Genomic DNA, 25,108 nt, shown 5'->3' with positions numbered 1-25,108 from the left:
GCGGCCAAGATTTCACCGTTTGGAGACACGCAGGTTTCCCTGCACCATCCCGGCAAGAAACTTTAACTGGAGCCTGCCGTGGAATTCTCGATTTTCAACCTCATGACCAAACCGGTGGATGGTTCCACCCATCAGGATGTGTTCAACCAGATGCGCGACATGACCCGCATGGTCGATGATGCCGGGTTTGAAGTTGCGTGGTTTGCAGAACACCACCTGTCAAACTACTGCATTTCCCCGTCGCCGCTGATGACTGCATCGCATATGGCCGGGCTGACCAAGAACATCAAGCTCGGCCCGGCGGTTGTCGTCATGCCGTTCTACGAACCGCTGCGCCTGGTCGAAGACATCTGCCTGACAGATCAGCTGACCGACGGCCGCCTGGTTTTGGGTCTGGGCACCGGGTATCAGCCGCGCGAATTCAAGAAATTCGGCTTTGAAATCAATGACCGGCTGATGCGCGGGCTGGAGATCTGGGACTGTATCCAGCAAGGCACCACTACCGGCGTGATCAACTTCAAAGGCGACCACGTCCAGATCGAGGACGCAGCCCTGTCGATTGCCCCGGTGCAGAAAAAGATCCGCACCTTTGCCGTCGGCAACTCGCCGGAAATCCGCCAGAAGATGATTGATTACGGCGCGGAGCCTCTGACCACTCCGGCCTTCGGCCCGGCCTCGATCGTCGGCACCGCGCGCAGGCTCTATTCTGAAACCCGCGAAGAAAACGGCCTGTCGGCGGATGGCTTCCCCTTTGCAGTGCAGCGCTATGTCTATGTCGCCAAAGACAAGGAAGACGCCCGCCGGGCCGCAGAACAGGTTCTGGCCCACGCCCGGATGGCAACCAACATGCGCCTGCCCGAACCGGTGATGAACGGCGCCGACCTGGACGTGCTGCCCTTTGACGGCGAACCCGACATCGACACCATTCTGGAACGCGCAATCATTGGCGACGCAGAAGAGGTCACCCGCCGGATTGTTGCCGAAGCCCGCGAATTCGGCATCACCCATCTCAGCGTTTTCATGCAGATCGCCTCGATCCCCTTTGCCGATGTCCTGCGGTCGCTTGAAATCTTCTGCGACACCGTGATGCCTGCAGTGAACGCAGCCCTGGCGCAAGACAAAGAAGCGGCTGCGTAATGGTTAGTGCAAGTCTTTCGCTGCGCGGGAAAACGGTGCTGGTGACCGGCGCCGCCCGCGGGCTGGGCGCCGCCATCGCCCGCGCCTGTGCGGACAACGGTGCGCGGCTCCAGCTTCAGGATCTGAACGAGACGGCCCTGAACCAGACCGCGCAGGAACTGCGGAACGCCGGGCACGACGTGCAGACCGCAGCCTTCGACCTGACCGATTTTGGCGCCTGTGCCGAATGGGTCCATACCGCCGCCGCCGAAAGCGGCGGCATCTGGGGGCTGGTCAACAACGCCGGGATCACCAACCACGGGCATGTGACGGATCAGACCGTCGAAGACTACAAGTCGATCTACGACCTGCATGTCTTTGCGCCCTTTGTTCTGGCCCGCGAAGCCGGCAAAGCCATGCTGTCCAACCCCGGCCCGCAGCGGGGCCGGATCGTGTCCATGTCCTCCATCGCTGCCACCAACCCCCGGCCCGGCATCGGCAATTACGCCTCCTCCAAGGCGGCCATCGCCGGTCTGACGCGGTCGCTGGCGGCTGACTTCGGCAAGGACGGCATCTGCTGCAACGCGATTGCGCCGGGCTATGTCCTGACGGAAATGAACACCCGCATTCTCAGCGACGAGAAATTCGTGCGGCGCATTGAAAACAGAACCCCGGCCGGCCGCTGGGCCAAACCGGAGGAAATTGCCGCTCCGGCGGTGTTCCTGCTTTCGCAGGCCTCGTCTTACGTCAACGGCCAGCTGCTGGCGGTCGATGGCGGGATGAACGCATTTTTGCATGCAGAAGATGACTGACAATGATTGATCTCACTCAGAAAACCGCCCTTGTCACCGGGGCGGGCTCTCTGGCCAATGGCATGGGGAACGGCAAGGCGACAGCCCTGCGGCTGGCAGAGGCCGGCGCCGCAATCTGCGCTCTGGACCGCGATCTGAAAGCGGCCGAGGAAACCTGCCGACTGATCCAGGACGCAGGCGGCACGGCAATTGCCGTTGAAGCGGATGTGACCGACGAAGCGCAGATCAAATCCGCGGTGCAGCACTGCATCGAGGCCTTCGGGAAAATCGACATCCTGCAGAACAATGTCGGCATTCTGCGCACCGGCGGCGCGCAGGACACCACGGTTGAAGACTGGAACCTGCTGGCAGAGGTCAACCTCAAGGCCGTGTTCCTGCCCACCAAAAGCCTTCTACCGCATTTTGTCGAAAACGGCGGCGGCGTGATTACCAATGTCTCGTCGATTGCAGGCCGCCAGTATCTGGGCGCGCCCTATATCGCCTACAACACCACCAAAGGCGCGATTGTGTCTTATACCCGCAATCTGGCTGCGGAGATGGCGCCGCATGGGATCCGGGCCAATGCCATCCTGCCGGGCTTCGTGGACACGCCGATGGCGCGGGATTCCATCATCCAGAACGCAGAAAACCCAGAGCAGATCGACTGGGACGAACTGGACCGCCGCCGGGCGGGACGTATTCCCCTGGGCCGGGTTGGAACACCTTGGGACATCGCCGATACAGCCCTCTATCTGGCCAGTGATCTGGCCAGCTATGTGACCGGTACGGAAATCATTGTCGACGGAGGCGTATCTTGTCGCGTGTAAGAGCTGGACGATCCGGCCGCGAAGCCCGCCGCCAGGCGCAGGCCGTTATTGCCGGCCGCCTGCCTCCGGTTCGGCGCCGCCTGAAGCCGCAGGAATTTCTGGAGCCGGAAGGGCTTGAGCAGATTCACCTGGCCTCTCTCGATATTCTGGAGGAAGTCGGCATTGTCTTTCGTGACGAAAAGGCTCTGAAGCACTGGCGCGACGCGGGCGCGTCGGTGGATGGCGAGCGCGTCTACATCGGCCGGGATCTGCTGATGGAGCTTGTCAGCAAAGCGCCGTCCGAATTCCGAATGAAAGGCCGCGGCGAAAAGACCGGCTTTGTCATGGGCGGGAACACCAGCGTGTTCTGCCCCATGAAGGGCGCGCCCTTCACACGTGACCTGGATGGTGTCCGCCGCTCGACAACGGAACAAGACGTCATCAACTTTGCCCGTTTGACCCAGGCCTGCTCCAGCTTTCACATGGCCGGCGGTTTCACCTGCGAACCAATGGACATCGCGGTTCCGCACCGCCATCTGGCCATGATCCGCCACCATCTAATCGAGACCGAACTGCCGCTGTTCGGGATTGGCACAACCCGGGAAAGAGCGCAGGACAGCGTTGCAATGGCGCGGATCGCAACCGGTGGCATGGAAGATGCCGTCTCGATTCTGATGCACGCCTCCGGCAACTCGCCGCTGGTCTGGGACGAAGCCATGCTCGAAGGGCTGCGCGTCTTTGCAGATGCCGGACAGGGCGTGTTGTGCTCGCCCTTTGTTCTGGCTGCTGCCAATACGCCGGCAGATGTGGCCGCCACCATCGCCCAGGTCAATGCCGAGGCGCTGGCCGCAATCGCCTATGGACAGCTCTACCGGCCCGGCACCCCGATGATCTACGGCCAATATACCGTTTCGATCTCCATGCAATCGGGGGCGCCAATGGCCGGCACGCCGGAAGTTGCCCTGATCACCACAGTGATCGGCCAGCTTGCTCGGCGGTACGGGGTGCCCTGGCGGACCTCCGCCAACCATGCGTCTTCCAAATCTTTTGATGCGCAATCCGGCTTTGAGGGCGCAACCACGTTGATGACGGCGATGAATGCCGGCGCCAACCTGATGCTGCACTCCGGAGGCTGGGATGAAGGCGGGCTGGCCATCTGCTATGGCAAATTCATCGCCGACAACGAACAGAACCTGATGATGGCCCGCTATGCCGGCGGGATCTCCTTTGATCGGTTCAAAGATGCGCTGAAAGCGGTGCGCCGGATCGGTCCCGGCGGGCATTATCTGGGGGATGAATTCACAATCGCCCATTTCCGCGATGCCTTTGCCATGCCCGAAGCAATGGACTTTTCCAGCTTCGAACAATGGAGCGCGGCTGGGTCTGCTAACATGGCGGCACGCTGCCGTGCCAAAGCCCGCGCCCTGCTGGCCGAATTCAAAGCACCGGAAATGGATGCAGCGCGGCGTGAAGAGCTGGACGATTTCGTCGCACGCCGCAAAGAGCAAATCGACCCGGCAGCTCTGTAAGTTCGCTGGCAGCTTGCTTTTATTGTCAAAAACCCAAGGGCGCCCAGCAACTGCGGCGCCCTTTTGACATCCGGGTGAGACCTCCGCTGTCACAAAAGGGCGGCCAGGATCGTCATATCCATGAAAGCAAATGGAAAGGATGTTTTCATGACAGATATGCACGCCCCGGTAACACACGAACAGAATGATCCGGAGCTTATCGGCCATCTTGGGCAGGTTCACCCGATGATGGAAACACGCGGACTGGCGCCATCCCTGTCGGCCCTGATTGAACTGCGCGCCTCCCAGATCAACCAATGCGCCTATTGCGTCAACATGCATGTGACCGAGGCCCGCAAGGCAGGCGTGCCGCAGGAAAAACTCGACAAGGTGATCGTCTGGCGCCACACCAATACCTTTGACGATGCTGAACGGGCGGTGCTGGCCTGGACAGAAGCGCTGACCAAACTGGATCATCACACCGACTATGCCAGCCTGAGAGGAACCCTGCGGCAGCATTTCTCCGAACATGAAATCACGATTATCACCACGGACATCGCCATGATCAACATGTGGAACCGCATCCAGGTCTCCAAGCATTGACCCGGTTGATGGATAGAAAGACCGCTGAATTTGAAGCAGCGAGGCCCCATCTGACGGGCCTCGCTTACAGGCTTTTGGGGTCTGTCAGCGACGCTCAGGATGCGGTGCAGGATACCTTCCTGAAATGGATGACCTATCCAGAGCCAGTAGAAAGCCCACCGGCCTGGTTCACCCGGGTCTGCACCAACCGCTGTCTTGATATGCTCAAATCCGCCCGGCATCAAAGGGTCGACTACATCGGCCCCTGGATTCCTGATCAGCTCCAGACAGAATTTGAACCCGGCGCCGAACAGCAGCTGGAACTGTCCTCCTCGCTGACAACCGCATTTCTTCTGCTCCTGGAACGGCTGACCCCAAAAGAAAGGGCAGCCTATCTTCTGCACGACATTTTTGCGATGCCGTTCCAGGAAATCGCCGAAGTTCTGGATCTGAAACCGGCAAACTGCCGGAAACTGGCGGCGCGGGCGCGGTCACTAGTAACCCAGAGCACAGTGCGCCACGCGCCATCGCAGGCCCGGCAGGCCGAATTGCTCAATGCCTTTGAGACCGCACTCCAAACCGGGGACACTGCCGATCTGGGCGCTTTGCTGCGGGCGGATGCCGATTTGCGTGCCGACAGCGGCGGGCGGGTGCAGGCGGTGCGGGATGTCCTGACCGGGCAAAACGCCATTTGCGCCTTTGTCAAAACAGTGCTCATCCACGCCTGGGCCGGTATGCGGATCACCCGTCAAAGCGTGAATGGCAGCCTTGCCCTGATCCTGCACGAGGGGGCGGCGCTGCACGCAACCGTTTCTTTTGGTTGCGATGCGCAGGGCAACATCGCGCAGATCTACATACTGCGGCATCCCGACAAGCTGAGACAGCTTGGCGCAACCAAAACCTCCCTGTCGCAATCAGGCGGTATGCAGCTGCAGTGACGACAGCTGCCGGCCTGGCTGTTTCTTCTGCCGGAATGTCACATCCGGGCCGCCCCGGTCGTCAAACAAGGGAAGAGCGCAATCCGGCGCTCCAAACCCGCAAAAGGTTCCGCGCCATGACCCATCCCGACACCACCGCACAGCCACAGCCCGCGAAATGGATACATCTGCTCGAAGGCAAGCTGGCCCTATACTCCGTCATTTTTGGCGCCAGCGTCGCCTTGCACGCACTCAACGTCTTCATTGCCACCACAATAATGCCCTCTGTCATCCACGACATAGGCGGGCTGGAAGTCTACGCTTGGAGTTCGACAGTTTTCGTCATCACCTCGATTCTGGCCGCGGCGCTCAGCTCGCAGCTGCTTGCCCATGCCGGCGCCAACCGGGCCTATGCTATTGCCAGCCTTGTATTTTCGGTCGGCACCCTGGCCTGTGCCACAGCTCCGGACATCTGGGTTCTGATCCTGGGGCGCGCGGTTCAGGGCCTGGGGGGCGGCTTTTTCTATGCGCTGGCCTATGCGGTGATCCGGCTGGTCTATCCGGCCCGGCTGTGGCCCCTCGCCATCGGGCTGATCACGGTGATGTGGGGGATTGCAACGCTGACCGGCCCTGCAATTGGCGGTGTGTTTGCCGAACACCAGGCGTGGCGGGCAGCCTTCTGGGTGCTGATCCCGGTGTCCTGCGCGCTGGGGGCGCTGGCCTTCACAATCATGCCGACCCACACAGCCAGCGGCCCGCAGGAAGGGATGCCGATGCTGCAGCTCGCCCTGCTGATCGGGATCATTCTGATCCTGTCACTGGGCAGTGTGGGCGCCACCCCCGCCAAGGCTCTGATCTCTGTGGCCACGGCCGCTGCTTTGGGCGTAATTCTTCTGCGCTTTGAACGTCATGCAGCGGCCCGGCTGCTTCCCCGCGGCAGCTGGTCCCCGAAATCTGCATTGGGGGCGCATTACATCTGTATCGCGCTTTTGCTCATCGGAATGCAGCCGGAGCTGTTTGTGCCATATCTACTGCAAGCCCTGCACGGGTTGTCACCGCTCTGGGCCGGCTATGCCGGAGCCCTGATGGCTCTGGGCTGGACATTGGGGTCGATAACCAGCGTATCCTGGCCTGCGCCAATGGCCGCCCGCACCCTTGTGTTCGGGCCTGTTTTTGGCCTGTCGGGCCTTCTCCTTCAGGCGGTTTTTGTCCCCCAGGCGCATATGCCCTGGGCGCTGATCCCCATCTGCATCGGACTGACAGCTGTTGGGTTCGGCATTGGTCTGGCCTGGCCGCATATTGTCCCCCGGATCTACCAGCGTGCCGCCGAAGGCGAACAGGATCTTGCCGCCGCCGGCGTCACGACAATGCAGCTGTTTTCAACCGCTCTGGGGGCAGCTTTGGGGGGAATGGTCGTCAACCTCGCCGGGTTAACCGGGCAGGACAGCACCACCGGGGCTGCAACAGCGGCGCTTTACCTATTCCTCAGCTTTGCACTGGCCCCATTGTTCTGCATTGCGGCGGCAAAAAGGGCGCTTGCAGAATAGAAACAGGATAACAGCGCAGGTGGGCCGGGCCTTGACCGACCTAGCCCGAACCGCATTTTCACGGCTCTCCTTCACCGCTCCTGTCCCCGTCCCGGCCCGTGGTCAGGAACAGCGCCAGCACCACCAGACCGATACATGTCAGCATCCCTGCCGTCAGCGGATCGCCAAAAATCGCCGCCGCCCACAGCACCCCGGCAACAACGGTCACATAGTTTGCCTGCGCCACAAACACCGGCCCTGCCAGCCTGAGAATCTCAAAATACAGGTAGATTTCGAGAATTGAGAACAGAACCATGACCGGGATCGTCCAGGCTTCGGGCACCATCCATGCGGCAGGGGAAATTGTGCCGCCGCCAAGAAACATAATGGCCAACAGAACCAGTGCCGCCGCCCCTGTTTCACCATGCGCCACCTGCCATGAGTCGGCGCCCTCCGGCCAGAACCGCTCTGCATAGATGTGATACACCGCATAAGAGACCGGAACCGCACAGGCCAGCAGCAGCCAGCCAGCACTGCCTGTCCCCGCGGGGCCGGTCAGGTCCGGCAGCACAAGCAGAACCACAGCCCCGAACCCAAATGCCAGACCAGCCGCAGTGCGCATGCCGATGGCGCGCCTGTGCAGCAGGGAAGAAAAAGCAGTGGTCCAGAAAGGTGTGGTTGACACGATCACCGTCAGCAGCCCCGCTGTCAGATGCCGCGCCGTCGCCAGCTCTGTCAGGACAGGAACAGTATAGCCCAGGACCGCGCAGGCCGCATAAAAGGTCAGGCTGGACCGGGACAGCCGGGGCGGTTTTCTGCGCAGGGCCGCTATTAGCGTAAACCCTATCAGGGCGCCGCCAATGTTTAGCGCGGCAACTCCGTTAATATCCATCCCCGAAGAGGCCGCGATCTTGATCAGTGAAAAATGCAGCCCCCAAAGCGCGCCCAGCACAATCAGAAGGGTCACAGCTTTGATCCGGCTGCGCCGGTGTTCAGCCCGGGTTATGCGATCGGAAAACTGCATGCGGACACTCTGTTAAGGTGATTCTGACTTCGACGTGGCAAAAAGAAATCTCTAGCGGCTCAACCTGACTTCAGGTCAACAGCAGCCCGGTATTTTTCATTCTGCGGCGCCAGAGGTTGCGCTGTTTTTCCCCGCCTGATCAAGCGCTTTGTCCGCAACAAGCGACAGCAGACCCGCAGCCAGGACCAGCAGCATGCCCAGCAAAGTCGTCATGTCGGGCCGCTCGCCAAAAAAGACAAAGCCCCAGAAAGCCGCAAAAATCAGGTAGGAATAATCAAACGCCGCGATCACCTCCGGTTTTGGGGACTGATAGGCACGCGCCAGACCAATGCTGACAACGATGATCAGCACGGCCAGCACGGCGATGATCCCCCAGCTTTTCTTCGTCATGGCGGACCAGCCGCCGAACAGGAAAGGGTAATCAGGCAATTCAGCCGGCGGAAGGCTATGGATGGCAACCGTGGCCAGCAGTCCAAAAACCAGCAGGGCGGCATTCAGCCAAAGCGCCAGGGTTGCCGGATTTTCTGTGGCGCATTTCGCCCGCGTCATCACCGCGGCAACGGCATACAGAAAGGCAGCCAGCATGGGGATCAGGCTCAAGGCGTCAAACACATCGGCGGCCGGGCGCAGGATGGCCAGAACCCCCAGAAAACCCAGCGTAATCGCGCCCCAATGCAGGGCCAGAATACGCTGGCCCAGAAGCACCGCCGACAGGCAGACAATGAACAAAGGCCCCAGATACAGCGTTGCGGCAATGACCGACAGATCAAGAACCGGGATCGCCGCATAGATCGCCAGATACATCAGCACCAGCGCCAGACTTCGCGCCGCCACCCAGCGGGCGGCTCCCGGCCAGACAGCCCGGCGGGCGAAAACCGCAAAAACCGGCAGCACACAGGCCGAGCGCAAGACGTAAATCTGCCAAAGTCCCATGTCGGCGCTGCTGTATTTGACAAAGGCATCTGTCAGCGCCATCGCAAATACAGTCGCAATAATAGTGATGACACCTGCGGTAGTGGAGGGTCCGGCTTTGTAAGTCATGCAGATTCCTTTGCGGTTTTCACAAGGGTGCCTGACAAAAATTATTTCCGGTAGACGGTGATAACTAATCAGATTGTGTGCTTAAATCGAATAATGAATCGCAGCGACATCTCCGGGCTCGAGGTCTTTCTGGCCATTGCCAAAGCAGGATCCCTGCGGGCTGCCGCCGTTGCGCTTGGCGTCAACCCGCCTGCCGTCTCGCATCAGCTCAAGGCCTTTGAAACCCGGCTTGGCGTCGCCCTGTTCGACCGCAATACGCGGTCCGTGCAGCTGACAGAAGCAGGCCGCGTCCTGCGGGAAAGATGTCGGCATGTTACCGAAACATTTGACGACGCGCTTGAAGAGGTGCGCCAGATCGGAAAGTCCCGCGTCGGCACCCTGCGGTTGACCCTGCCTTACCGCGCCTGGCAGCTGGTCATCCTGCCACGGCTTGCCGCCTTTCAGGAGACCCACCCAGGAATCCGTCTTGATTTTTCAATCGACGAAGGCCTGGTCGACATCATCAGCCAAGGCTTTCATGCCGGGATCAGGCTGGAAGACCGCCTGCAACCGGACATGGTCGGGCGGCGGCTGACCGGCCCGCTTGCCGCCGCGCTGGTGGCTTGCCCTTTTTTTTTGAAAAAGCATGGCACACCGCAAACCCCCGCCGACCTGCATCGGTTCAGATGCATCGGCTACCGCGGACCGCAATCGGGCCAGATCATGCCGTGGTCCTTTAAAGGCCCCGACGGAGAATTCACTCTGGATCCAACCGGGGCGCTGATTGTCGATGATATGCGTACAGCAGTCGAGGCGGCTGCAATGGGGCTTGGCATCACCTGGAGCCTGCGCGACGGCGTCGAGCCCCTTTTGAAGAACGGAGCGCTGCGGGAAATCCTACCCGGCTATTCGCGCAAACGGCCCGGCTTTCACCTCTATTATTCCCGTCATATCAGGAACATGGAGCTATTGCGCCTGTTTTCCGATCACTTCAGCTAAGGCTTTCAGTTAAATGGATCTTGGTCACAACTCGTATAACTAGACCGGTTCGAAAGTGAAGTTTTGGGTACATGGGCTGCAACCGGAGGAGTGTTCCGCCGGAACAAAGCCCAGCCAGGCCGCCATGTCGCGCGCTTTGTCTAACTGGCGCCCATTGCAACCTAAAGCAACAAATGCCGCCGCATCAAGCGCACTAATCCCTTGAATCGTCAGCAGACGTCGCACGGTCTCGTGGCTACACGCGAACACTTCGACCTCTTTCTTCGGCTCAGCAGCCCACTTCTCGATGTGTGTAAGATCGTTCAGCAGATCGATGAACAGATCCGGCAGCAGGCAGCCTGGCATCACCGGTTTGCCAGGGAAATGGCACTCGAAAGCCCACAGGCCCGGCGACAGGTCCAGGTCGGCGGTGGCATGGCCGGCACCGTGCTCCCCGCCCACGACGCTGATACTGGTGATCCAGTTCATCATCAGCATCAGGGGGGCTGGAAGCTGAGCGTTGCCCGGCTCGAATAATTCTTCCCTGACGCAGCTGTGCAAATCCTCTTTGCCTAAAGAAGCGGCCCACTTGCGCAAGGTGCCAATGGTGACCATGGACGACAGGCGTGCCCGGCTGGTCCCCGTACACCTGGGGCGCGGGACGAGCTGAGCTCTTGAACAACACAGTCCATCGGACAATCCTGCCGGTAACAGGTTTCATGCGGTGCAGCACCGGCACCTGGAACAGGTTATGGACTAATAGCGCACTTCCTCATAACCGGGATTGCCCTCAAAGTCCTCCCAGGAGACCCCAACCGCCCGGAACCTAAGAGCTCTGCATTCGCCTCCTGCCCTCATCTGATGAATTGCAGATTGAGAGGGCGCATTCCATGAAGTGGTCACAGTAAACTGTGGCCCGCCTCGATCGTTATCGCTAGTTGGAACGCGCCGGGCCGAACGGAGACTATGCCCTTGCCAGAGGAAATCTCCCTGCAAACCATAGGTGCCCAAGCGGGAGCTGTCCCGCCGTTCGCAATAGCCAGGTTCCTTTGTCTGCCGAAAATCCATGTGAAATACACGCAGTGAGCGCACAAATTCAAATGCCGGGTCTGAAATATCAACATCGGCGCCGGCCGCTAATTTGGCGGATACGGCCAGCCTCATGTCCTCCAACGATCTCGCAGCTCCCTCTTTCTGGTACACCAATCGTGCAAACCCGCGCGCTTCTAGCTCCTGAAAAAACTCTGCTTCGTGCAGGCGCGCCAAGGGCGCGATAGCAGGTCTTTGATTTGTCGCAGCCTTCATCGGGCAGCGCCAGATTTGCAGCGGCGGCTCTACTGGCCAAGGAGTAATTCTGCGTATGAACACGGCCTTTGCATGGCTGCACTCTGCAGACGCCGGCCAGCCGCCAGCAAGACAAAGAAGGATTGCACAGTCGACTGGGTATGCATCTGCTGCAGTAGAAGGCAGGAGAGCAGTGGCAACTCCCAAAACTGCACAGCGCAACAACATCCAGGACGAATTTCCCAATTTAAACAGTCTTCTAAAAAACAAATTCCACCTCACAACATTTCTATCCAGGGGTGCGTGTTGCAAACTTGACTCCTCCTTAGATAGATTTACTGAGTTTGACCTAGCGTCATGCGAGCGCGATCTTCGCCCAGCCGATCAGTCTCACGATAACTTTTTAAGCGCAATATTAAATATTGCCTTATATTGGAAATTAATTTGATATTTACTATTGACAGTGATTGGCATTCCGCAGAGGGTCCTCTCGTACTAGAAGTCGTCTCAAGTGAGGGACGACGCATGCCGACAAAACGAAAATATCAGCTGATCACCATCAAGGCGGTCAAAGCCCTCATGGAAACGGGGGCCGATTTTCAGTGCCGGTATGATCTGATCGAGCTGGACAATGGAAAACCGCGCTACCAGTGTATTTACATCAGTGAAGGCAGGGAAAGCATTCTCATTGCCGACCGGGTTTCCGAGAACGGTGTGGAGCCGCGGCTGTTCAGCCTGTGGCCCGGTCTCCTCAAACATCACTTCGAATTTGGCGACGGCACTGATCTCACTATCGATCGGAATTACATCATCACCACAGGCAGCCTCCGCGGATGTGATGATGTTCCTAAGGGACGGAAGCGTTAAAGCCTCAGGCTGGACATTTCATGGCCCCCCACCGGCAGACGTTGAGCTCATTGGCTACACCCGCAGTGTTGCGAAGCCCCGCACTCCTGCTCGAGGAAGTGTAGCAGCTGCCGCTAGAAGCGATGTTGTACGTTCCGTTCAGTTGGCCGCTGAACGGCATCAGCGAAACCCGGCCCTCGCACTAGCTGGTTTAGATGAGGCCGGCTGGCAGCTTCTGTTCCGCTCGCTGATCCAAGCCGAAAGTGCCTTCAATCCCAAAGCAATCAGCCCGAAGGGTGCCATTGGCCTCGGCCAGCTGATGCCGGGTACCGCGCGGCAGCTTGGCGTTGATCCGTATGACATTGAGCAGAACCTCGACGGCGCCGCACGCTATTTTCTGGCGCAGCTGTCCAGGTTTGGTTCTGTGGAACTGGCACTTGCTGCCTATAACGCCGGACCGCACCGCATTGAAGAATACAGCGGTGTTCCCCCGTTCCGGGAGACCCGCAATTATATCGCCCGCATAAACCGCCTTTCGGGCGGATTGGCCAAACAGCCATCCGGCGCTGCATCCGGTTCACCACCAACACATGGAGCATTCCGCTCATCAGCTGTCTTGCTGAACTAAGAAAGACAAGGAAATTTCGATGACGTACAAAGGAATTAGAAGCGCGGCCATTGCGGCCGCAGGTGCGGCTATGCTGGCAACACCCGCCAGTGCACAGGATCTCTCCCCGATCCAAACCATGCTGGAAACAGTCGAAGCGGCACTGACGGGGCCGATCGGGATCGCAGTTGCCACACTGGCCGTCATTGGCACTGGCTTTATGTGCATGATGGGTCGGCTTAATTGGGGCTGGTTTGCCTCGGTGATCGTCGGGATCGTGCTGATCTTCTCCGCTGGAACCATCGTCGCCGGCTTCGCATAGAGCCAGTTAGGCGGCTTTCCTTCCAATCAGCAATCAATTGAACGTGGCCTGCATTGCAGATGCCGCACGGTTCCACGCGTTCATCTTGACGCTTCTTTGATCCGAAAGCAGATCCGTTATGGCAGATCAATCTCCGCTTTTTCTCGGTCTGACCAGGCCACCCAAATACCTCGGCCTCCCGGTCGGCTATCTGGCGGTTTTGAGTATGAGCATAGTCCTGCCCTTTATCTGGACAAAATCCCTGCTCCTTCTCCTGCTTGGAATCCCCGCTTATCTGATCATGTGGGTCGTTGCCGACAAAGAACCCAGGTTCTTTGAAGTGCTGCGAGTCTCATACGGCAAGGTGCGTGGAACGCGGAATGCGCACCTTTGGGGAGGCGACTCCTATGGTGCTTGACGGCCGCAGTTTCAAAGACCTCTCCCCTGCCCTGCTGTCTGCAGACGCCGAGGATTTTGCCAGGGAGAGCTATCTTTCTGAGCACATGCCTTATCTCAGCTTTGCTGACGATCACACCATACTGCTGAAGCAGGGTGATCTCATGGCCACCTTGCGGTTTGACGGCGTGAATCCGATGACCAGCGAGGACGGAGATCTGGATGCCCTAAAGCGTGCAGTTTCTGCCATCGTTTCGCTGACGGGCAGCAGTTTCGGGTTCTACGTCCACCGGATAGCTGTCCCCCAGAGCTTCAATTTGACGCCCATCCCGGGCAAGGGTTTTGCCGCAGAAATCGACCGGCTCTGGCAGGGCCACATCCAGAATTTAGCGCCCAAACGGCAGCAGCTGTACTTGAGTGTTGTCCGCCGCCCCAATCTAAGCGCGCGCCTGCCGCTGCTGCGCAAGGTTGCTACCCGGCACTACATCAAGGACCGCACAGCCCGCATCCGGCAGCTGAACGAAGTGATGAGCTTCTTCCAGGAAGCTCTATCCGCCGCAAACCCTGTCCGCCTGAGCAAATACGGCGGCGAATGGCTAGGCTTTCTTGCGGCGTTGAACTCGGGCAGGTTCGAACCCATCGCAGAGAGTGCGGCCTTCACCTCACTGGCATCTCAGGCCAGCAACTGCCGGGCTATCTTTGACGGCGACAAGATCACTATTCAGGAAGGGGTGACAGGCACCCGGCGCTACGGCGCACTCTTTGCGGTGAAGACCTACCCCTCCGTCACTGATGTCACGATGCTTGATGCGCTGGATCTGCCCATCGATGTCGTGCTGACCAACAGCTTCACACCCATTCCCAACAACGTCATGCTGGAGAACATCCAGCGGGTTGTTCGCCAGATGCGCGCAGCAGACGACGCTGCAATCTCCTTGCGTGAACAGCTGACGGAAGCCGCCGATGATATGGAATCCGGCCGCATCGCTTTCGGGGATCACCATCTGTCTGTCGCGATCTATGCCGACGATCCCGATCAGCTTGAGCAAGGCGTGGCTCAGATCAAACGGATTGGCCAGGAAATCTCCACGGTGCTGATCCGCGAGAACATGGCACTCAAAGCCACATATTTTGCCCAGCACCCGGGCAATTTCTCCTACCGGCCACGCAAGACACCTATTTCCTCGGTGAACTTTGCTGATTTCTCAGCCTTGCATGGAACAATCGAAGGCCGTTCACCGCAGAACAGCCCCTGGTCGGAAAATGTCACTGTCTTTCCAACCGTTGGTTCTTCGGCTTACCGGTTCAACTTTCATGAACCAGGGAATCCAGAGAAAGAACCAACCGCCGGGCATGCAGTTGTCCTGGGCACCATGGGCACGGGCAAAACTCTCACAACAGCTTTTCTCGCGGCTCAGGCACAGCGGATTGGTGCCCGGCTGTTCTTCTTTGACAAGGACCAGGGCTTGGAAACGGCCGTCCGGGCTTTGGGCGGCAGCTACAGCCGGATCCGTGCTGGCGTTCCCACTGGCCTGAATCCGCTGGCAACGGAAACCGACGCACGCGGCCAGGCCTGGCTCTCAGACTGGCTGACCACGTTATTGTCGGGTACCGGACCGCTTAACGGCGAACAGTCCCGCCACCTTCAGCTGGCCATCCGGCAGAACGCCGAGGCACACCAAGGCCTGCAGACCTTCACCGGCTTTGAGCAGCTGTTCCGCTCCCTGGACGATGAAGATGAGCTGCAATCCCGTGTTGCTGAATGGGCGCCCGGCGGACGGTTCGGCTGGGTCTTTGAAGAAAGTGGCGAAAACAGGGATCTCAACATCAAAGGCTCCGTTGCTGGCTTTGACATGACCGAGATCCTCGACATGGATACCGAACGCACGGCAGTGCTTTCATATATCTTCCGGCAGATCGAGCGGATCCTGGAAGACCGCAAGCCCACCATCATAGTGTTGGATGAAGCCTGGAAGCTGCTGAACGATGACTATTTCGGCGCCCGTCTGGAAAACTGGCTGGTCACCCTGCGCAAGATGAACTGCGTAGTGGTCATGCTGACTCAGCTGCCCTCCCAATTGGAGCGGTCCCAGGTCGGCAAAACCATCGCGGAGACGGTCACCACCCAAATCCTTTTTCCCAATCTCAAAGCCGAACCCGCAGACTACCGCTTCCTCCGCGTGAACAGCAAAGAAGCTGAGCTGCTGGTCCAGCCCATGATTGGCACCCGGGCAGCCCTTGTTCGCTCCGCTGGCGAGAGCGTGTTCGTCAATGCGGATCTGAGCGCTTTGGGCTCGTTGCTGCCAATACTTGGTGGCGGGGCAACCGGAGAAACCCATGCCGGGACCGGCTGGCGGACAAGAGACGATTTCTGGAAGGCACCATGATACGCGGACCTATTCTTTTTGGTCTTCTCGCCGCTCTTGCGGCCTGTGAGACATACACCGATAAAACATCCCCTTGCTTCGGCCGGGATGGCAAACCAGTGGTCAGCCGCAGCGGCATCTCCCCTGCTTTCTTTGCTTCTGCGGCCATTGCCCGGAATGCCCAGGACCATGACTGCGTTTTCAAATCCATTGGAGCCGCGGAGTGAAAAAGCGTGGTCTGATGCTGATGCTGGCTGCGGGCTTGTTCCCAGGCGTCCCTACCGCACAGGGTGTTCCCGTTTTTGATCGTACGGTGGTCGATCGGCAGATCGCGAAGGTGTCCGCCTTGGTTGAAGACCTGAGGGTTCAAAATGAGAGCCTGTTGGTCCGCCAGTCCCTTGCCGATGTGCAAGCTAATCAGCTGTCTGTGCTTGAAGAAATGACCGCAGCGATGACCGGGCCGGGATTTAATGTCTCCGCGCTCGAAACCTCCAGCACTATTGGGGCGGACACGGTCTATCCTGTCGCCAGCACCGGCCAGATGGACAAGCGCCTCTTCGGAGATGCCCGCGAAACTGTCGAGCGCATGATTGCACAGGTGGCACTGGAGTATTCCGACGCCGCAGCGGCCGCGGGGCTGTCTCCAACGCAGTTCCGCTGTCTGTTCCAGGCGCTGATCAAGCAGGAAAGCCGGTTCAATGTTGCAGTAACCAGCCCAGTTGGCGCCTATGGCCTCACTCAGCTGATGCCCGGCACGGCCAGCGATATGGGCGTTGACCGCACGATCCCGATCGAAAACCTGCGCGGCGGGGCAAAATACATCACCATCCAGCTGCGCCGCTTCGGCAATATCCCCAATGCCCTTGCCGCCTATAACGCAGGTCCTGGGCGGGTGATTGAATATGGCGGCGTGCCGCCTTTCTCAGAAACCCAAGGCTATGTTCGCAACGTCACCAGGTTCTACAATGAATACCTGGCCGTTGTGGGTGGCGCAGATGCGCTTGGCACCCTCTCACCCAGCGATATGGCACTGGCGGAGTACAGCAATACATCCGATGCCGCCGCTTACTATGGCGCGGCCAGCCATGCCACGGCGGAACAGGTAACTGCCCGCTTGGCCAGCATCATCCGTCAGATTGATGCACAGCCAAATGCCAAGGCTGCCCTGGAGCTCAATACTTACGCCCGCGCTGAAATCGCACGGATCCTCACGATGCGGGCCCGGCTGATGGCGGCCAGCCAGATCCGCTCCGCAGCCTACGAACAGCACCTAACCGCTGACCGGTTTGCCGAAATGGAGTTCAAACACATGAGGATATCCCAATGATCAGACGCACGCTCCTCGCCGGCGCCGCCTCGTTGTTCATTTCTGCATCGTACGTTTCCGCGCAGGGTGTACCCACAATTGACGGCACACAACTGGCCCAGCTGGTTGCGCAGCTTGAGCACATGGCCAACGATTTCAATGTCCAGCTCGAGCAGGTTGCCACCATGCGCCAGGAGCTGGAAACCCAGATCTCCCAGCTGACCAACCTTAAAGCCCAGCTCACATCCCTAATTGAAAGCAACGGCTTGGGGCAGCTCCTGGCTACCGTGGAAGACTTCGAGCGCATGAAAGGTGTGATTGAGCAGCCCATTCACGCGCTGGACCAGATCAAGGCGGGCAACTTCACCGGCGCGTTCCGGGAGGGATCTGCAGCGGCCAGCCGCATTCGAAGTGTTCTCAGGGACGTCGGATTTACCGGTGAGCGGCTATCATCCCTCTCAGCCTCGGCGCAGCCTTCCGAAAGGAATTTGGCGACCCAAGCAGGCGCCAGTGCGATGCTGTCAGTGGCAGCGGAAGAGGCGCATGCCGACGCAGGCCAAAGCCTGCAGCGTATTCAGACCATGGTCGGGCACATAGATGACCAGGACGGGCTCAAGTCCGCGGTTGATCTGAACACCAGAATGACCGCTGAACTCGGCATCATTCTCACTCAAATCTGGCGACTGGAAGCCGCTGCAGGTGTCAGCGCCGGGCAGCTTGGTGTCGTTGATGCAGCCACGCTGGCCGAGGAGCGCAAATTTCGGACAATGGCAGTGGAAGAGTAACCGGCATGAGAAAAGCAATTGTTTTTGGCGCCGTCTTGGCGGCTGCGGCTGGCGCTGCATTCTGGGCGGCACGAGATGCGGGCGAGACCGGCTCTATTGGTGACCTTTCAAATGGCGTGGATTCAAGCCGAGGTGAACTTGCAGCGTTTGCCCCTACGCGGGCACAGAAAGAGTTTCGCAGTATGGCGGTCGCGGCCGATCTGCCAGCATGCCGCACTCCGCAGCCTCCCAAAGCGCTCTCCTCAAAGGCGTACATTCGCAATAGCTACGCTGCCATCTTAGAAATTCTGGCAGTTCAGCGCTGGCAGTCTACAGGGTCATGCGCTTGCTTCTTCGATGACATCAGCTGGGAAGAGGTCGTGCGCAAGGCCCCGGCCTTTGAACGTATTGACGGCGTAGCACTGCGCTTTGATCTGCCAAAGCTCCGCGAGCAGGCTGATGATCTGATAGCCCAACGCCTAGCGAGCTGCGGCGCGTAATGGGCATTATCACTGACATATTGGGTGTTGTGGACAACGCTGTAGAAGGCATAGCGGAAATTGGCTTTTCTCAGCTGGCCGGGACGGTTGGCGGTGTGATTACAGCCGGATCTGCTCTTTTGGTTGTACTGCTTGGCATCAACATTGCAGCCCAGATCCGGCCCATGACCTTTGCCAGCTTCTTCGCCTTTGGTATCAAACTATCGCTCGTCGGTATCTTTGCGCAGTCCTGGCCGAACTTCCTAGTGGTTTACAACATCATCACCGAGGTCCCGGACAGCATTGGCGCGGCTGTGATAGGCCTCACCGGCGTCAACACAACCGGCGGCCTGTACTCCGCACTGGATGACATGGTCTCTCAGGTGACAGAGTATGGCGATGCCATTGGAGACAGCGCCGGCTGGGTTTTTGGAGCCGTTCTCGGCGTCGTTGTTTGGGTCGTAGCGGCTGTCTTTGCAGCCGTATCCGCGGGGATTATTGCATACTCAAAGATTGTTCTGACGCTGATGGTTGTCTATGCGCCGATTGCCATCGTCTGCTCATTGTTCAAACCAACCCTACCGCTGTTCGAAGCCTGGTCTCGCTCGATCATCGGCTATGCGTTCATGCCGATTGCCGCTGCAGGTGCCGCAGGCATTGTCATCGCAATCGCCGGAGAAATTGCCAGCAGCGCCCCGGATCCGGATGATGTGGAGACCCTCAGCCTGATCTTCCCATTCATTGTTGTCCTGTTTCTGTCGGCGGGCATCATGCTCGCAGTGCCCGCCATCGCTATGGGGCTTAGCGGCACAATCGGGTTGGCCTCCAATGCGGCAGGCCTCAGCGGATTGGCCAAAAGAGGCGTCATCCAGTCCGGCCAGCTCGGGCGCAGAGCCATGGGTGAAATCGGCTACCGCGGATCTCAAGGGATCGAAGCGTCCAAAGCGCAGCTGCGCGGCGGGTCTTCGTCATCAGGCGCCGTCCCGCCCAGATCCAGCCCCGCTGCCCGGCTCGCGCAAACCCAGGCTCTCAGACCAAAACAGTGACAAAAGCACGGGGCTTTGACGGCCCTCACAGAAGGACTCTGCCTTGAATTCCGCAAAGGACATTTTTGAAACCGACCTTATCCTTGGCCCGCGGCGCCGGGAGCGTATTGCCTATATTGTCGCCGGTGTCAGCATTTTAATTGGCATGGCCGGGTTCCTCGGTGCTGTTTCGGTTCTGCCATTGAAGACGGTCGAAACCCATGTGGTGATTGTCGACAAAGCAAGCGGACAGCTGGATCGGGTTGCTGCCGTCCAGGATCTGACGCTCAATGAGAGCGACGCCATCATTCAGGCGCACCTGGTCTCATATGTTGATCAGCGCGAGACCTACGATCTGGCCGACAGCGAACAGCGCATCAACTCGGTGCTGGGCCGCTCGGATGGTGACGCGGCCCGGACACTGCGCGCATTGTGGACCTCCGCGAATGAAGACTACCCGATCGCTGTTTATGGACCGGACGCCAAAATTGACGTGGTGATCAAATCGGTGAACCAGCTTAGCGAAAGCGTCGCACAGGTCCGCTTCACCAAGACACTGCGGATGCCCCGCGAAACCCGCGCCGTCACACGCGGTTATGTCGCCACCATCGCATTCGAATTCCGTCCGGAAACCAAACAGCTGCTTCAAGAGGTCTGGGGCAATCCGCTGGGGTTTGTGGTGACCTCCTACCGTGTGGACGCGGAAACCTTGGAGAACTGAGATGACAACAATTCAATTGCGCAGCACGCAATTCCTGCGGCGGGCAGGCCTGACCGCATCGCTGCTCGCCCTGCTTGCTTCCCCTGCCCTTGCAGCTGGAACTCCTCGCGGCGGCCACAAAGACATCCGCATCCGGGACGCCATCTATGACCCCGACCAGGTGTTTGTCATTGAGACAGACCGCCGGTTCTCGACCACTATCCACTTCGGCCGCGGTGAGCGCTTTGATGCCGTCATCGCCGGTGACACCGAGAGCTTTGAAATCACGCCGATTACTGGCCTCGGCAACGTGATCTCCATCAAACCGCATGTGTCCCGGGCCGTTACAAACATGACGGTGATCACCAACCGGCGCACCTATTCCTTTGAACTGCGTGAAGGGCATATCAAGGGGCCCAAAGGACGGTTCTATGAGGTCCGCTTCACCTATCCCGAAGATACGCGGCGCCAGGCAGCAAGCAGTACCGCAAAGAGCTATCAGCCTCCCAAACACTACGGATACAAGATTGCTGGCAAAGGAGATTTCCAGCCCGGCTCTATCTATGACGACGGCCGCTATACCTATTTCCACTTCCCTGAAGGCATCCGTCAGCCTGCCATCTTCAAGGCAGATTCAGAGGGGCGTGAGAGGACAGTAAACTGGACTCAGCAGGGGAATACCGTTCGTGTCCTGGGCACAAGCAAATACTGGACGCTGCGCATCGACGATGGCGCACTCTGCATCGTCCGTAACAGCTCTACCATCTATGCGCGGAACTGAACCATGGCGGAAAATTCATTAGAAGAACGCCTGGCGAAAATGCAGGGCAAACCCCAAGCGGCGCCGCGGCGGCGTACCGGCCTGCCTGCCATTGGCGCAGGCCTAGCGGTTGCCGGTGCCTTTGCTGCCTACCTCCTTGCCGCGGACTTGCAAGGTGATGCGGAAAAGCCGCTCAGCACCTCCGAAGTGGAAGACTTCCAGAAAGGGCAGGCAAATGGCGGGCGGCTGAACTTTGAAGCTCCCGAACCGGAACAGAGAGTGGAGGAGGCAATAATCCGGATAGAAGATGCACTTGAGGTCCCTGCCCCGCCGCCGGCATCAGAGCAGGATCCAGGGCTGACAGCAGAGCTGGCGGCGATGCGCCAGGCACTCGCTGAAAGCACAGCCAGTAGGGATAAGGTTATTGCGGAAGCAGTTGAACAGCTGAAATCAGCCTTTGAGGACCGGGCGGCAGAACTCGAAACCGCTGCGAGACAAGCGCAGTCAGATCTTCTGGCATTGCAGTCATCCTCAGCTGCACGCGAGAATTCTCTGCAAGCATTGCTTGATGCGGAACGTATGCAGCGGCAAGCACTGGAACGTGAGATGGCAAGCAGTGAGGCCCTGGCGTTAGAAGCGCTGCTGGCGGAACAAGCCGCAAGGGATGCGGCCGAATTGGAGCGGCGCCAGATTGAATCGCCTGCTGTGATCTTTGCCAGCAGCCAGGCCACGGTGACAGCTGGAAACGGCGCCCAGGATGGAAGTTCTGGCAGGCGCAAGCTGTCTGCCAATGAAGCATTCCTGCAATCGGCCCCTGCCCTGACTGTTCAGCAAGCAGAAAGGATGCAAGTCCCTGACCGCACGCTGGCCCAAGGATCAGTTGTGCAGGCCGCCTTGCAGGTTGCCATTAACAGCGATTTGCCCGGCAATGTCATCGCGGTGGTTACAGAACCTGTCCCCTCCTTCGCCGGAGACAACATCCTGATCCCGCGTGGGTCCCGTCTCTTTGGCGCATACAGCGCGGGCATTGATGCAGGCCAGAAGCGCATCCTGATTGCCTGGAACCGCATTCTGACACCTGAAGGTGTTTCCATGCAGATATCCTCAGTGGGCGGTGACCAGCTGGGCCGCTCCGGTGTCACCGGCCTTGTCGATAGTAAGTTTGGCGAAAGATTTGGCGGTGCTGCTCTGATCTCCCTGATTGGAGCCGGCCCATCCATCGCGGCCTCCCGCGTTGAAGATGAGACCACATCGGACACTCTGGTCTCAGTGACTGAGGACTTGGAGGACGCCACAGGCACAGTCATTGCAGAGCAGCTCTCCCGCAAACCGACCATCTATGTGGATCAGGGCGCCGGTGTCACCGTTCTGGTGGACCGGGATGTGGTGATCTGGTGACCACTGCACTGGCCAGCTACGTCGACGCCTATCTCGAACCCTTCGCAGAATGGCTCACGGATCCAGGCATATCTGAACTTGCCATCAATCCAAATGGGCAGGTTTGGATTGAGCGGTCAGGCGCGGCTCATATGACGCCTGTTGCTGGGAAAAATGTAGCAGCTCAAACTGCCGTTGATATTGCTCAGGCGATCGTTGGCGATGCGAAAGCCAAAGTCTCGAAATCCAGGCCGCTGGTTTCCGGAAAGATCAGCTTCCGGGACCGGCCGCTCCGTGTGCAGGTGGCGGTCCCGCCTGCCGTGGAAGATGGGGCCTCCGTCTCAATCAGGCTGTTTCCAGCCAACGGCATTCCAGACTTCAAGGCGGAATATCTCTTTGGCAAGGCCATCTCGCTGGAGGACAAGCGGCGTGAACTAATGGCAGAGGTCCGCGAACTTGCGGAAACGGACCTAGACAGCGCCCTGAAGCGGCTTGTCGAACTGCGTCTGAACATTCTCATCAGTGGCGGCACATCGACGGGCAAGACCACGTTTGCCCGGCATCTGCTCGGGTTTGCTGGCAAGGATGAGCGCCTGATTACAATCGAAGATGCGTTTGAACTGTTTCCGCGTCAGCCGAATGCCGTCAGTCTTCTGGCCGAGCGCGGAACAGACTCGCCCAGGACAACCGATGCGCTTTTGGCGGCTTCTCTTCGAATGCGGCCGGACCGGATTATCGTAGGAGAGCTGCGCGGGCGGGAAGCGCTCACCTATCTGGAAGCCATCAATACCGGGCATGGCGGGTCGATCTCAACATTGCATGCCGAGACGGCAAAGCTCGCAATAGATCGGCTAGCCATCATGGTTCTGCACGCTGGGACACCGCTGACCTTTGCAGAAGTGAAAGAGTACATCGCCCAATCCATCGATGTGATTGTTCAGCTTGGACGAGTAGGTGGGCGAAGGGGAGTCACAGAGTTGTTTTTCCCGAAGTGCGAAGGCGGATAGTCGGCGCTTGTCCTGCCCCCAGCCGAGACACCCCGTCGAATGTCAGGGACACCACGTTGTCCGTATTGCGGTTCGGGACTTGGTCAGCGGAAAGGTTGTGATTTCGCTACTCGGCCGAGATCGGCTGACCAAATTGCCAAAAAACGTCCAGTAGGCGGGGTCACGTTGAGAACCAACTTCTCGGTCAACCTGGACTGATTGGCTAGGGCACCCGCAGAGAATGGCTGCAATGTCCCGCATCTTGCGAGTTCGTGCAATGTTCGGCGGACGGCGGGTCTCGATCGATGTGAGGCGAAAAGGACCCCTTTTTGCCGCAGTTTTCCGGCCGCTGCTAAGTCATTGATTCCGATTGCGTTGGACTGCTGCAATAACCTTGTGCAAAACGATCCCATGAAAATCCGCTACGCGCTGCGTAGGAGCGCGGCAAGCGGCTTGGTCGTCCGCCAGGCCTTTCCACCACGCAAGTCACCCTTGCCAATGTGAGCGACACCTGAACTGCGACCCCTATTGGCTTGGAGGGTAGGGAGATCGACCTAATTCCTCCATCATCTTTTCCCGGAAGACTTCCGCCGGCGTCTTCCACCCAAGGCATTTGCGGAGTGTGTTGTTGAGGCGGTCGCAGAGGACCTCCAGTTCGTGATCTGAGACCATCGCCAAATTGCGCATGCGTGGCAGACAGCGTCGGAGCCGTCGGTCTGTGTTCTCGACAGTGCCTTTCTGCCAGGGTGAAGAGGGGTCGCAAAACCACGTTTGCGTCCCGATCTCAGCTTGAAGGTGCGGCCAGCTGACGAACTCGGTGCCGCGATCAAAGGTGATCGACTTCCTCGCAAGGTAGGGCAGTTCGCGGATCGCCCTCATGATTTTGCCCATGACCGGCTTTGTGCGTTTGTTCGGGTTTTTCAGGATCACCTTGAAGCGGCTGACACGCTCGACCAGGGAGGTCACATTGGATTATCCAAGGCTTTGTTTGAACAGCATAAGATCTGCCTCCCAATACCCGAACTGGCGGCGGTGCGCGACACCGTCGGGACGGAACAGGATGCTGACATCGCGGTCGAACTTTGGCGCCTGACGCTTTCTGGCACGACGCGGTCGGCGGTACATTCTGTGTTCAGGTAGATACCACCAGAGCTCATCGGCCATGCCTTCTTTAGAGTAGATGTAGCGATAGATCGTTTCCTGATAAACTCGCTGCCTCGCACCTTCGTGGATCATCCGGTTGCCAATCTGCTCTGGTGTCCAGCCATTCTTCAGGCGCTCGATCACACGCTTGCGCAACTCCGGATAGCGGATCAGTTTCCGTTTCCGGGCGCGTCGGCCGGACGTCATCAACTGCGCGGCCGCACCATAATAGCCATCGCATTTCGGCAGACAGGGATCCGAAAAGAAATTTCGTTTGATCTCTCGATGGATGGTAGATTTTGAGCGCTTCAGCACGCGTGCCATTTCGCGAACAGGAACTTTTGCGTGCCTCCAGCGCTCAATTCTACGGCGTTCTTCGATGCTCAGTTGCGAATAAACGGCGCCCATGCCAGACTCTCCTCATTAGATAACCCTTTGGTTTCTAATAGGAGTCGCAGTTGGAGGTAGCGCGCACCCCGCCGCCTCCCAGCCGCCGGTAA

24 protein-coding genes and 1 pseudogene are annotated in these 25,108 nt (G+C 58.8%); 21 read left to right on the top strand and 4 right to left on the bottom strand.

Annotation, left to right across the window (positions count from 1 at the left end; genetic code table 11):
• Positions 1 to 78 precede the first annotated feature (78 nt).
• From RA19_RS18465 to RA19_RS18435, 7 genes are all read left to right on the top strand, one after another.
• A complete protein-coding gene (locus RA19_RS18465; RefSeq protein ID WP_052261913.1) occupies positions 79 to 1,137 on the top strand; it encodes an LLM class flavin-dependent oxidoreductase in 1,059 nt (352 codons plus the stop codon).
• Positions 1,137 to 1,928 carry an SDR family NAD(P)-dependent oxidoreductase gene (locus tag RA19_RS18460; RefSeq protein ID WP_039165312.1) on the top strand — a complete coding sequence of 264 codons (792 nt, stop codon included), beginning with the start codon at positions 1,137 to 1,139 and terminating at the stop codon, positions 1,926 to 1,928. The genes RA19_RS18465 and RA19_RS18460 overlap by 1 nt, the downstream gene beginning before the upstream one ends.
• 2 nt (positions 1,929 to 1,930) lie before the next feature.
• Complete coding sequence (locus RA19_RS18455) at positions 1,931 to 2,734, top strand: SDR family NAD(P)-dependent oxidoreductase (RefSeq protein ID WP_039165311.1); 804 nt, start codon at positions 1,931 to 1,933, stop codon at positions 2,732 to 2,734.
• On the top strand, positions 2,722 to 4,242 hold the full coding sequence (locus tag RA19_RS18450) for a trimethylamine methyltransferase family protein (RefSeq protein WP_052261911.1): 1,521 nt from the start codon (positions 2,722 to 2,724) through the stop codon (positions 4,240 to 4,242). The genes RA19_RS18455 and RA19_RS18450 overlap by 13 nt, the downstream gene beginning before the upstream one ends.
• Positions 4,243 to 4,389: 147 nt before the next feature.
• Complete coding sequence (locus RA19_RS18445; RefSeq protein ID WP_039165306.1) at positions 4,390 to 4,824, top strand: carboxymuconolactone decarboxylase family protein; 435 nt, start codon at positions 4,390 to 4,392, stop codon at positions 4,822 to 4,824.
• A gap of 8 nt (positions 4,825 to 4,832) precedes the next feature.
• Positions 4,833 to 5,741 (top strand): RNA polymerase sigma factor SigJ, encoded by a 909-nt coding sequence (sigJ, locus tag RA19_RS18440; RefSeq protein WP_206540292.1) that lies wholly within the window; start codon positions 4,833 to 4,835, stop codon positions 5,739 to 5,741.
• A gap of 116 nt (positions 5,742 to 5,857) precedes the next feature.
• Positions 5,858 to 7,267, top strand: coding sequence for an MFS transporter (locus RA19_RS18435; RefSeq protein ID WP_082020608.1), 1,410 nt, complete (start codon positions 5,858 to 5,860; stop codon positions 7,265 to 7,267).
• A gap of 58 nt (positions 7,268 to 7,325) precedes the next feature.
• On the opposite strand, the gene RA19_RS18430 is transcribed toward RA19_RS18435, so the two are convergent.
• Positions 7,326 to 8,213 (bottom strand): DMT family transporter, encoded by an 888-nt coding sequence (locus RA19_RS18430; protein WP_193748300.1) that lies wholly within the window; start codon positions 8,211 to 8,213, stop codon positions 7,326 to 7,328.
• 153 nt (positions 8,214 to 8,366) lie between these two features.
• Positions 8,367 to 9,311 (bottom strand): DMT family transporter, encoded by a 945-nt coding sequence (locus RA19_RS18425; RefSeq protein WP_052261909.1) that lies wholly within the window; start codon positions 9,309 to 9,311, stop codon positions 8,367 to 8,369.
• A 93-nt stretch (positions 9,312 to 9,404) separates the two neighbouring features.
• On the opposite strand from RA19_RS18425, the gene RA19_RS18420 reads away from it, so the two are divergent.
• Positions 9,405 to 10,289, top strand: coding sequence for a LysR family transcriptional regulator (locus RA19_RS18420; protein WP_039165302.1), 885 nt, complete (start codon positions 9,405 to 9,407; stop codon positions 10,287 to 10,289).
• Positions 10,290 to 10,328: 39 nt separating this feature from the next.
• Here the strand turns inward: RA19_RS18420 and RA19_RS27035 are convergent, their stop codons facing one another.
• Positions 10,329 to 10,883 (bottom strand): transposase, encoded by a 555-nt coding sequence (locus RA19_RS27035; protein WP_193748299.1) that lies wholly within the window; start codon positions 10,881 to 10,883, stop codon positions 10,329 to 10,331.
• A 1,194-nt stretch (positions 10,884 to 12,077) separates the two neighbouring features.
• Here RA19_RS27035 and RA19_RS18405 point away from each other — a divergent pair.
• The 13 genes from RA19_RS18405 to RA19_RS18345 all read left to right on the top strand — a co-directional run bounded on the left by RA19_RS18405 (position 12,078) and on the right by RA19_RS18345 (position 23,486).
• Positions 12,078 to 12,419: a hypothetical protein gene (locus RA19_RS18405; protein ID WP_039165299.1), complete on the top strand. Its 342-nt coding sequence runs from the start codon at positions 12,078 to 12,080 to the stop codon at positions 12,417 to 12,419.
• A 142-nt stretch (positions 12,420 to 12,561) separates the two neighbouring features.
• Positions 12,562 to 13,026, top strand: coding sequence for a lytic transglycosylase domain-containing protein (locus tag RA19_RS26250; RefSeq protein WP_241479101.1), 465 nt, complete (start codon positions 12,562 to 12,564; stop codon positions 13,024 to 13,026).
• 19 nt (positions 13,027 to 13,045) lie between these two features.
• Positions 13,046 to 13,327 (top strand): TrbC/VirB2 family protein, encoded by a 282-nt coding sequence (locus RA19_RS18395; RefSeq protein WP_052261906.1) that lies wholly within the window; start codon positions 13,046 to 13,048, stop codon positions 13,325 to 13,327.
• Between the two features lie 118 nt (positions 13,328 to 13,445).
• Positions 13,446 to 13,724: a type IV secretion system protein VirB3 gene (locus RA19_RS18390; protein WP_039165297.1), complete on the top strand. Its 279-nt coding sequence runs from the start codon at positions 13,446 to 13,448 to the stop codon at positions 13,722 to 13,724.
• Positions 13,714 to 16,089, top strand: a complete 2,376-nt coding sequence (locus tag RA19_RS18385; protein WP_039165295.1) for a VirB4 family type IV secretion/conjugal transfer ATPase — start codon at positions 13,714 to 13,716, stop codon at positions 16,087 to 16,089. The genes RA19_RS18390 and RA19_RS18385 overlap by 11 nt, the downstream gene beginning before the upstream one ends.
• Before the next feature lie 220 nt (positions 16,090 to 16,309).
• On the top strand, positions 16,310 to 17,395 hold the full coding sequence (locus RA19_RS18380; protein WP_039165457.1) for a lytic transglycosylase domain-containing protein: 1,086 nt from the start codon (positions 16,310 to 16,312) through the stop codon (positions 17,393 to 17,395).
• The gene (locus tag RA19_RS18375; protein WP_039165455.1) at positions 17,395 to 18,159 is read left to right on the top strand and encodes a type IV secretion system protein; all 765 of its coding nucleotides are present in this window, start codon (positions 17,395 to 17,397) and stop codon (positions 18,157 to 18,159) included. The genes RA19_RS18380 and RA19_RS18375 overlap by 1 nt, the downstream gene beginning before the upstream one ends.
• Positions 18,160 to 18,164: 5 nt before the next feature.
• Positions 18,165 to 18,638, top strand: coding sequence for a hypothetical protein (locus RA19_RS25910; protein WP_052261905.1), 474 nt, complete (start codon positions 18,165 to 18,167; stop codon positions 18,636 to 18,638).
• Positions 18,638 to 19,663, top strand: coding sequence for a type IV secretion system protein (locus tag RA19_RS18365; RefSeq protein ID WP_039165293.1), 1,026 nt, complete (start codon positions 18,638 to 18,640; stop codon positions 19,661 to 19,663). Before RA19_RS25910 ends, RA19_RS18365 begins: the two co-directional genes overlap by 1 nt.
• A gap of 43 nt (positions 19,664 to 19,706) precedes the next feature.
• Complete coding sequence (locus RA19_RS18360; protein ID WP_039165292.1) at positions 19,707 to 20,363, top strand: virB8 family protein; 657 nt, start codon at positions 19,707 to 19,709, stop codon at positions 20,361 to 20,363.
• Position 20,364: 1 nt separating this feature from the next.
• A complete protein-coding gene (locus RA19_RS18355; RefSeq protein ID WP_052261904.1) occupies positions 20,365 to 21,123 on the top strand; it encodes a TrbG/VirB9 family P-type conjugative transfer protein in 759 nt (252 codons plus the stop codon).
• A gap of 39 nt (positions 21,124 to 21,162) precedes the next feature.
• The gene (locus RA19_RS18350; protein WP_342586089.1) at positions 21,163 to 22,500 is read left to right on the top strand and encodes a TrbI/VirB10 family protein; all 1,338 of its coding nucleotides are present in this window, start codon (positions 21,163 to 21,165) and stop codon (positions 22,498 to 22,500) included.
• Positions 22,497 to 23,486 carry an ATPase, T2SS/T4P/T4SS family gene (locus RA19_RS18345; RefSeq protein ID WP_446720297.1) on the top strand — a complete coding sequence of 330 codons (990 nt, stop codon included), beginning with the start codon at positions 22,497 to 22,499 and terminating at the stop codon, positions 23,484 to 23,486. Before RA19_RS18350 ends, RA19_RS18345 begins: the two co-directional genes overlap by 4 nt.
• A gap of 504 nt (positions 23,487 to 23,990) precedes the next feature.
• On the opposite strand, the pseudogene RA19_RS18340 reads toward RA19_RS18345, so the two are convergent.
• Positions 23,991 to 25,016 (bottom strand): annotated as a pseudogene (locus RA19_RS18340) (IS30 family transposase).
• Positions 25,017 to 25,108 lie beyond the last annotated feature (92 nt).

It is taken from the genome of Leisingera sp. ANG-M1 (assembly GCF_000813745.1).
Lineage (GTDB): Bacteria > Pseudomonadota > Alphaproteobacteria > Rhodobacterales > Rhodobacteraceae > Leisingera.
Note: the sequence above shows the minus strand (reverse complement) of the source record. Positions and strands in the feature narration are given on the sequence as shown.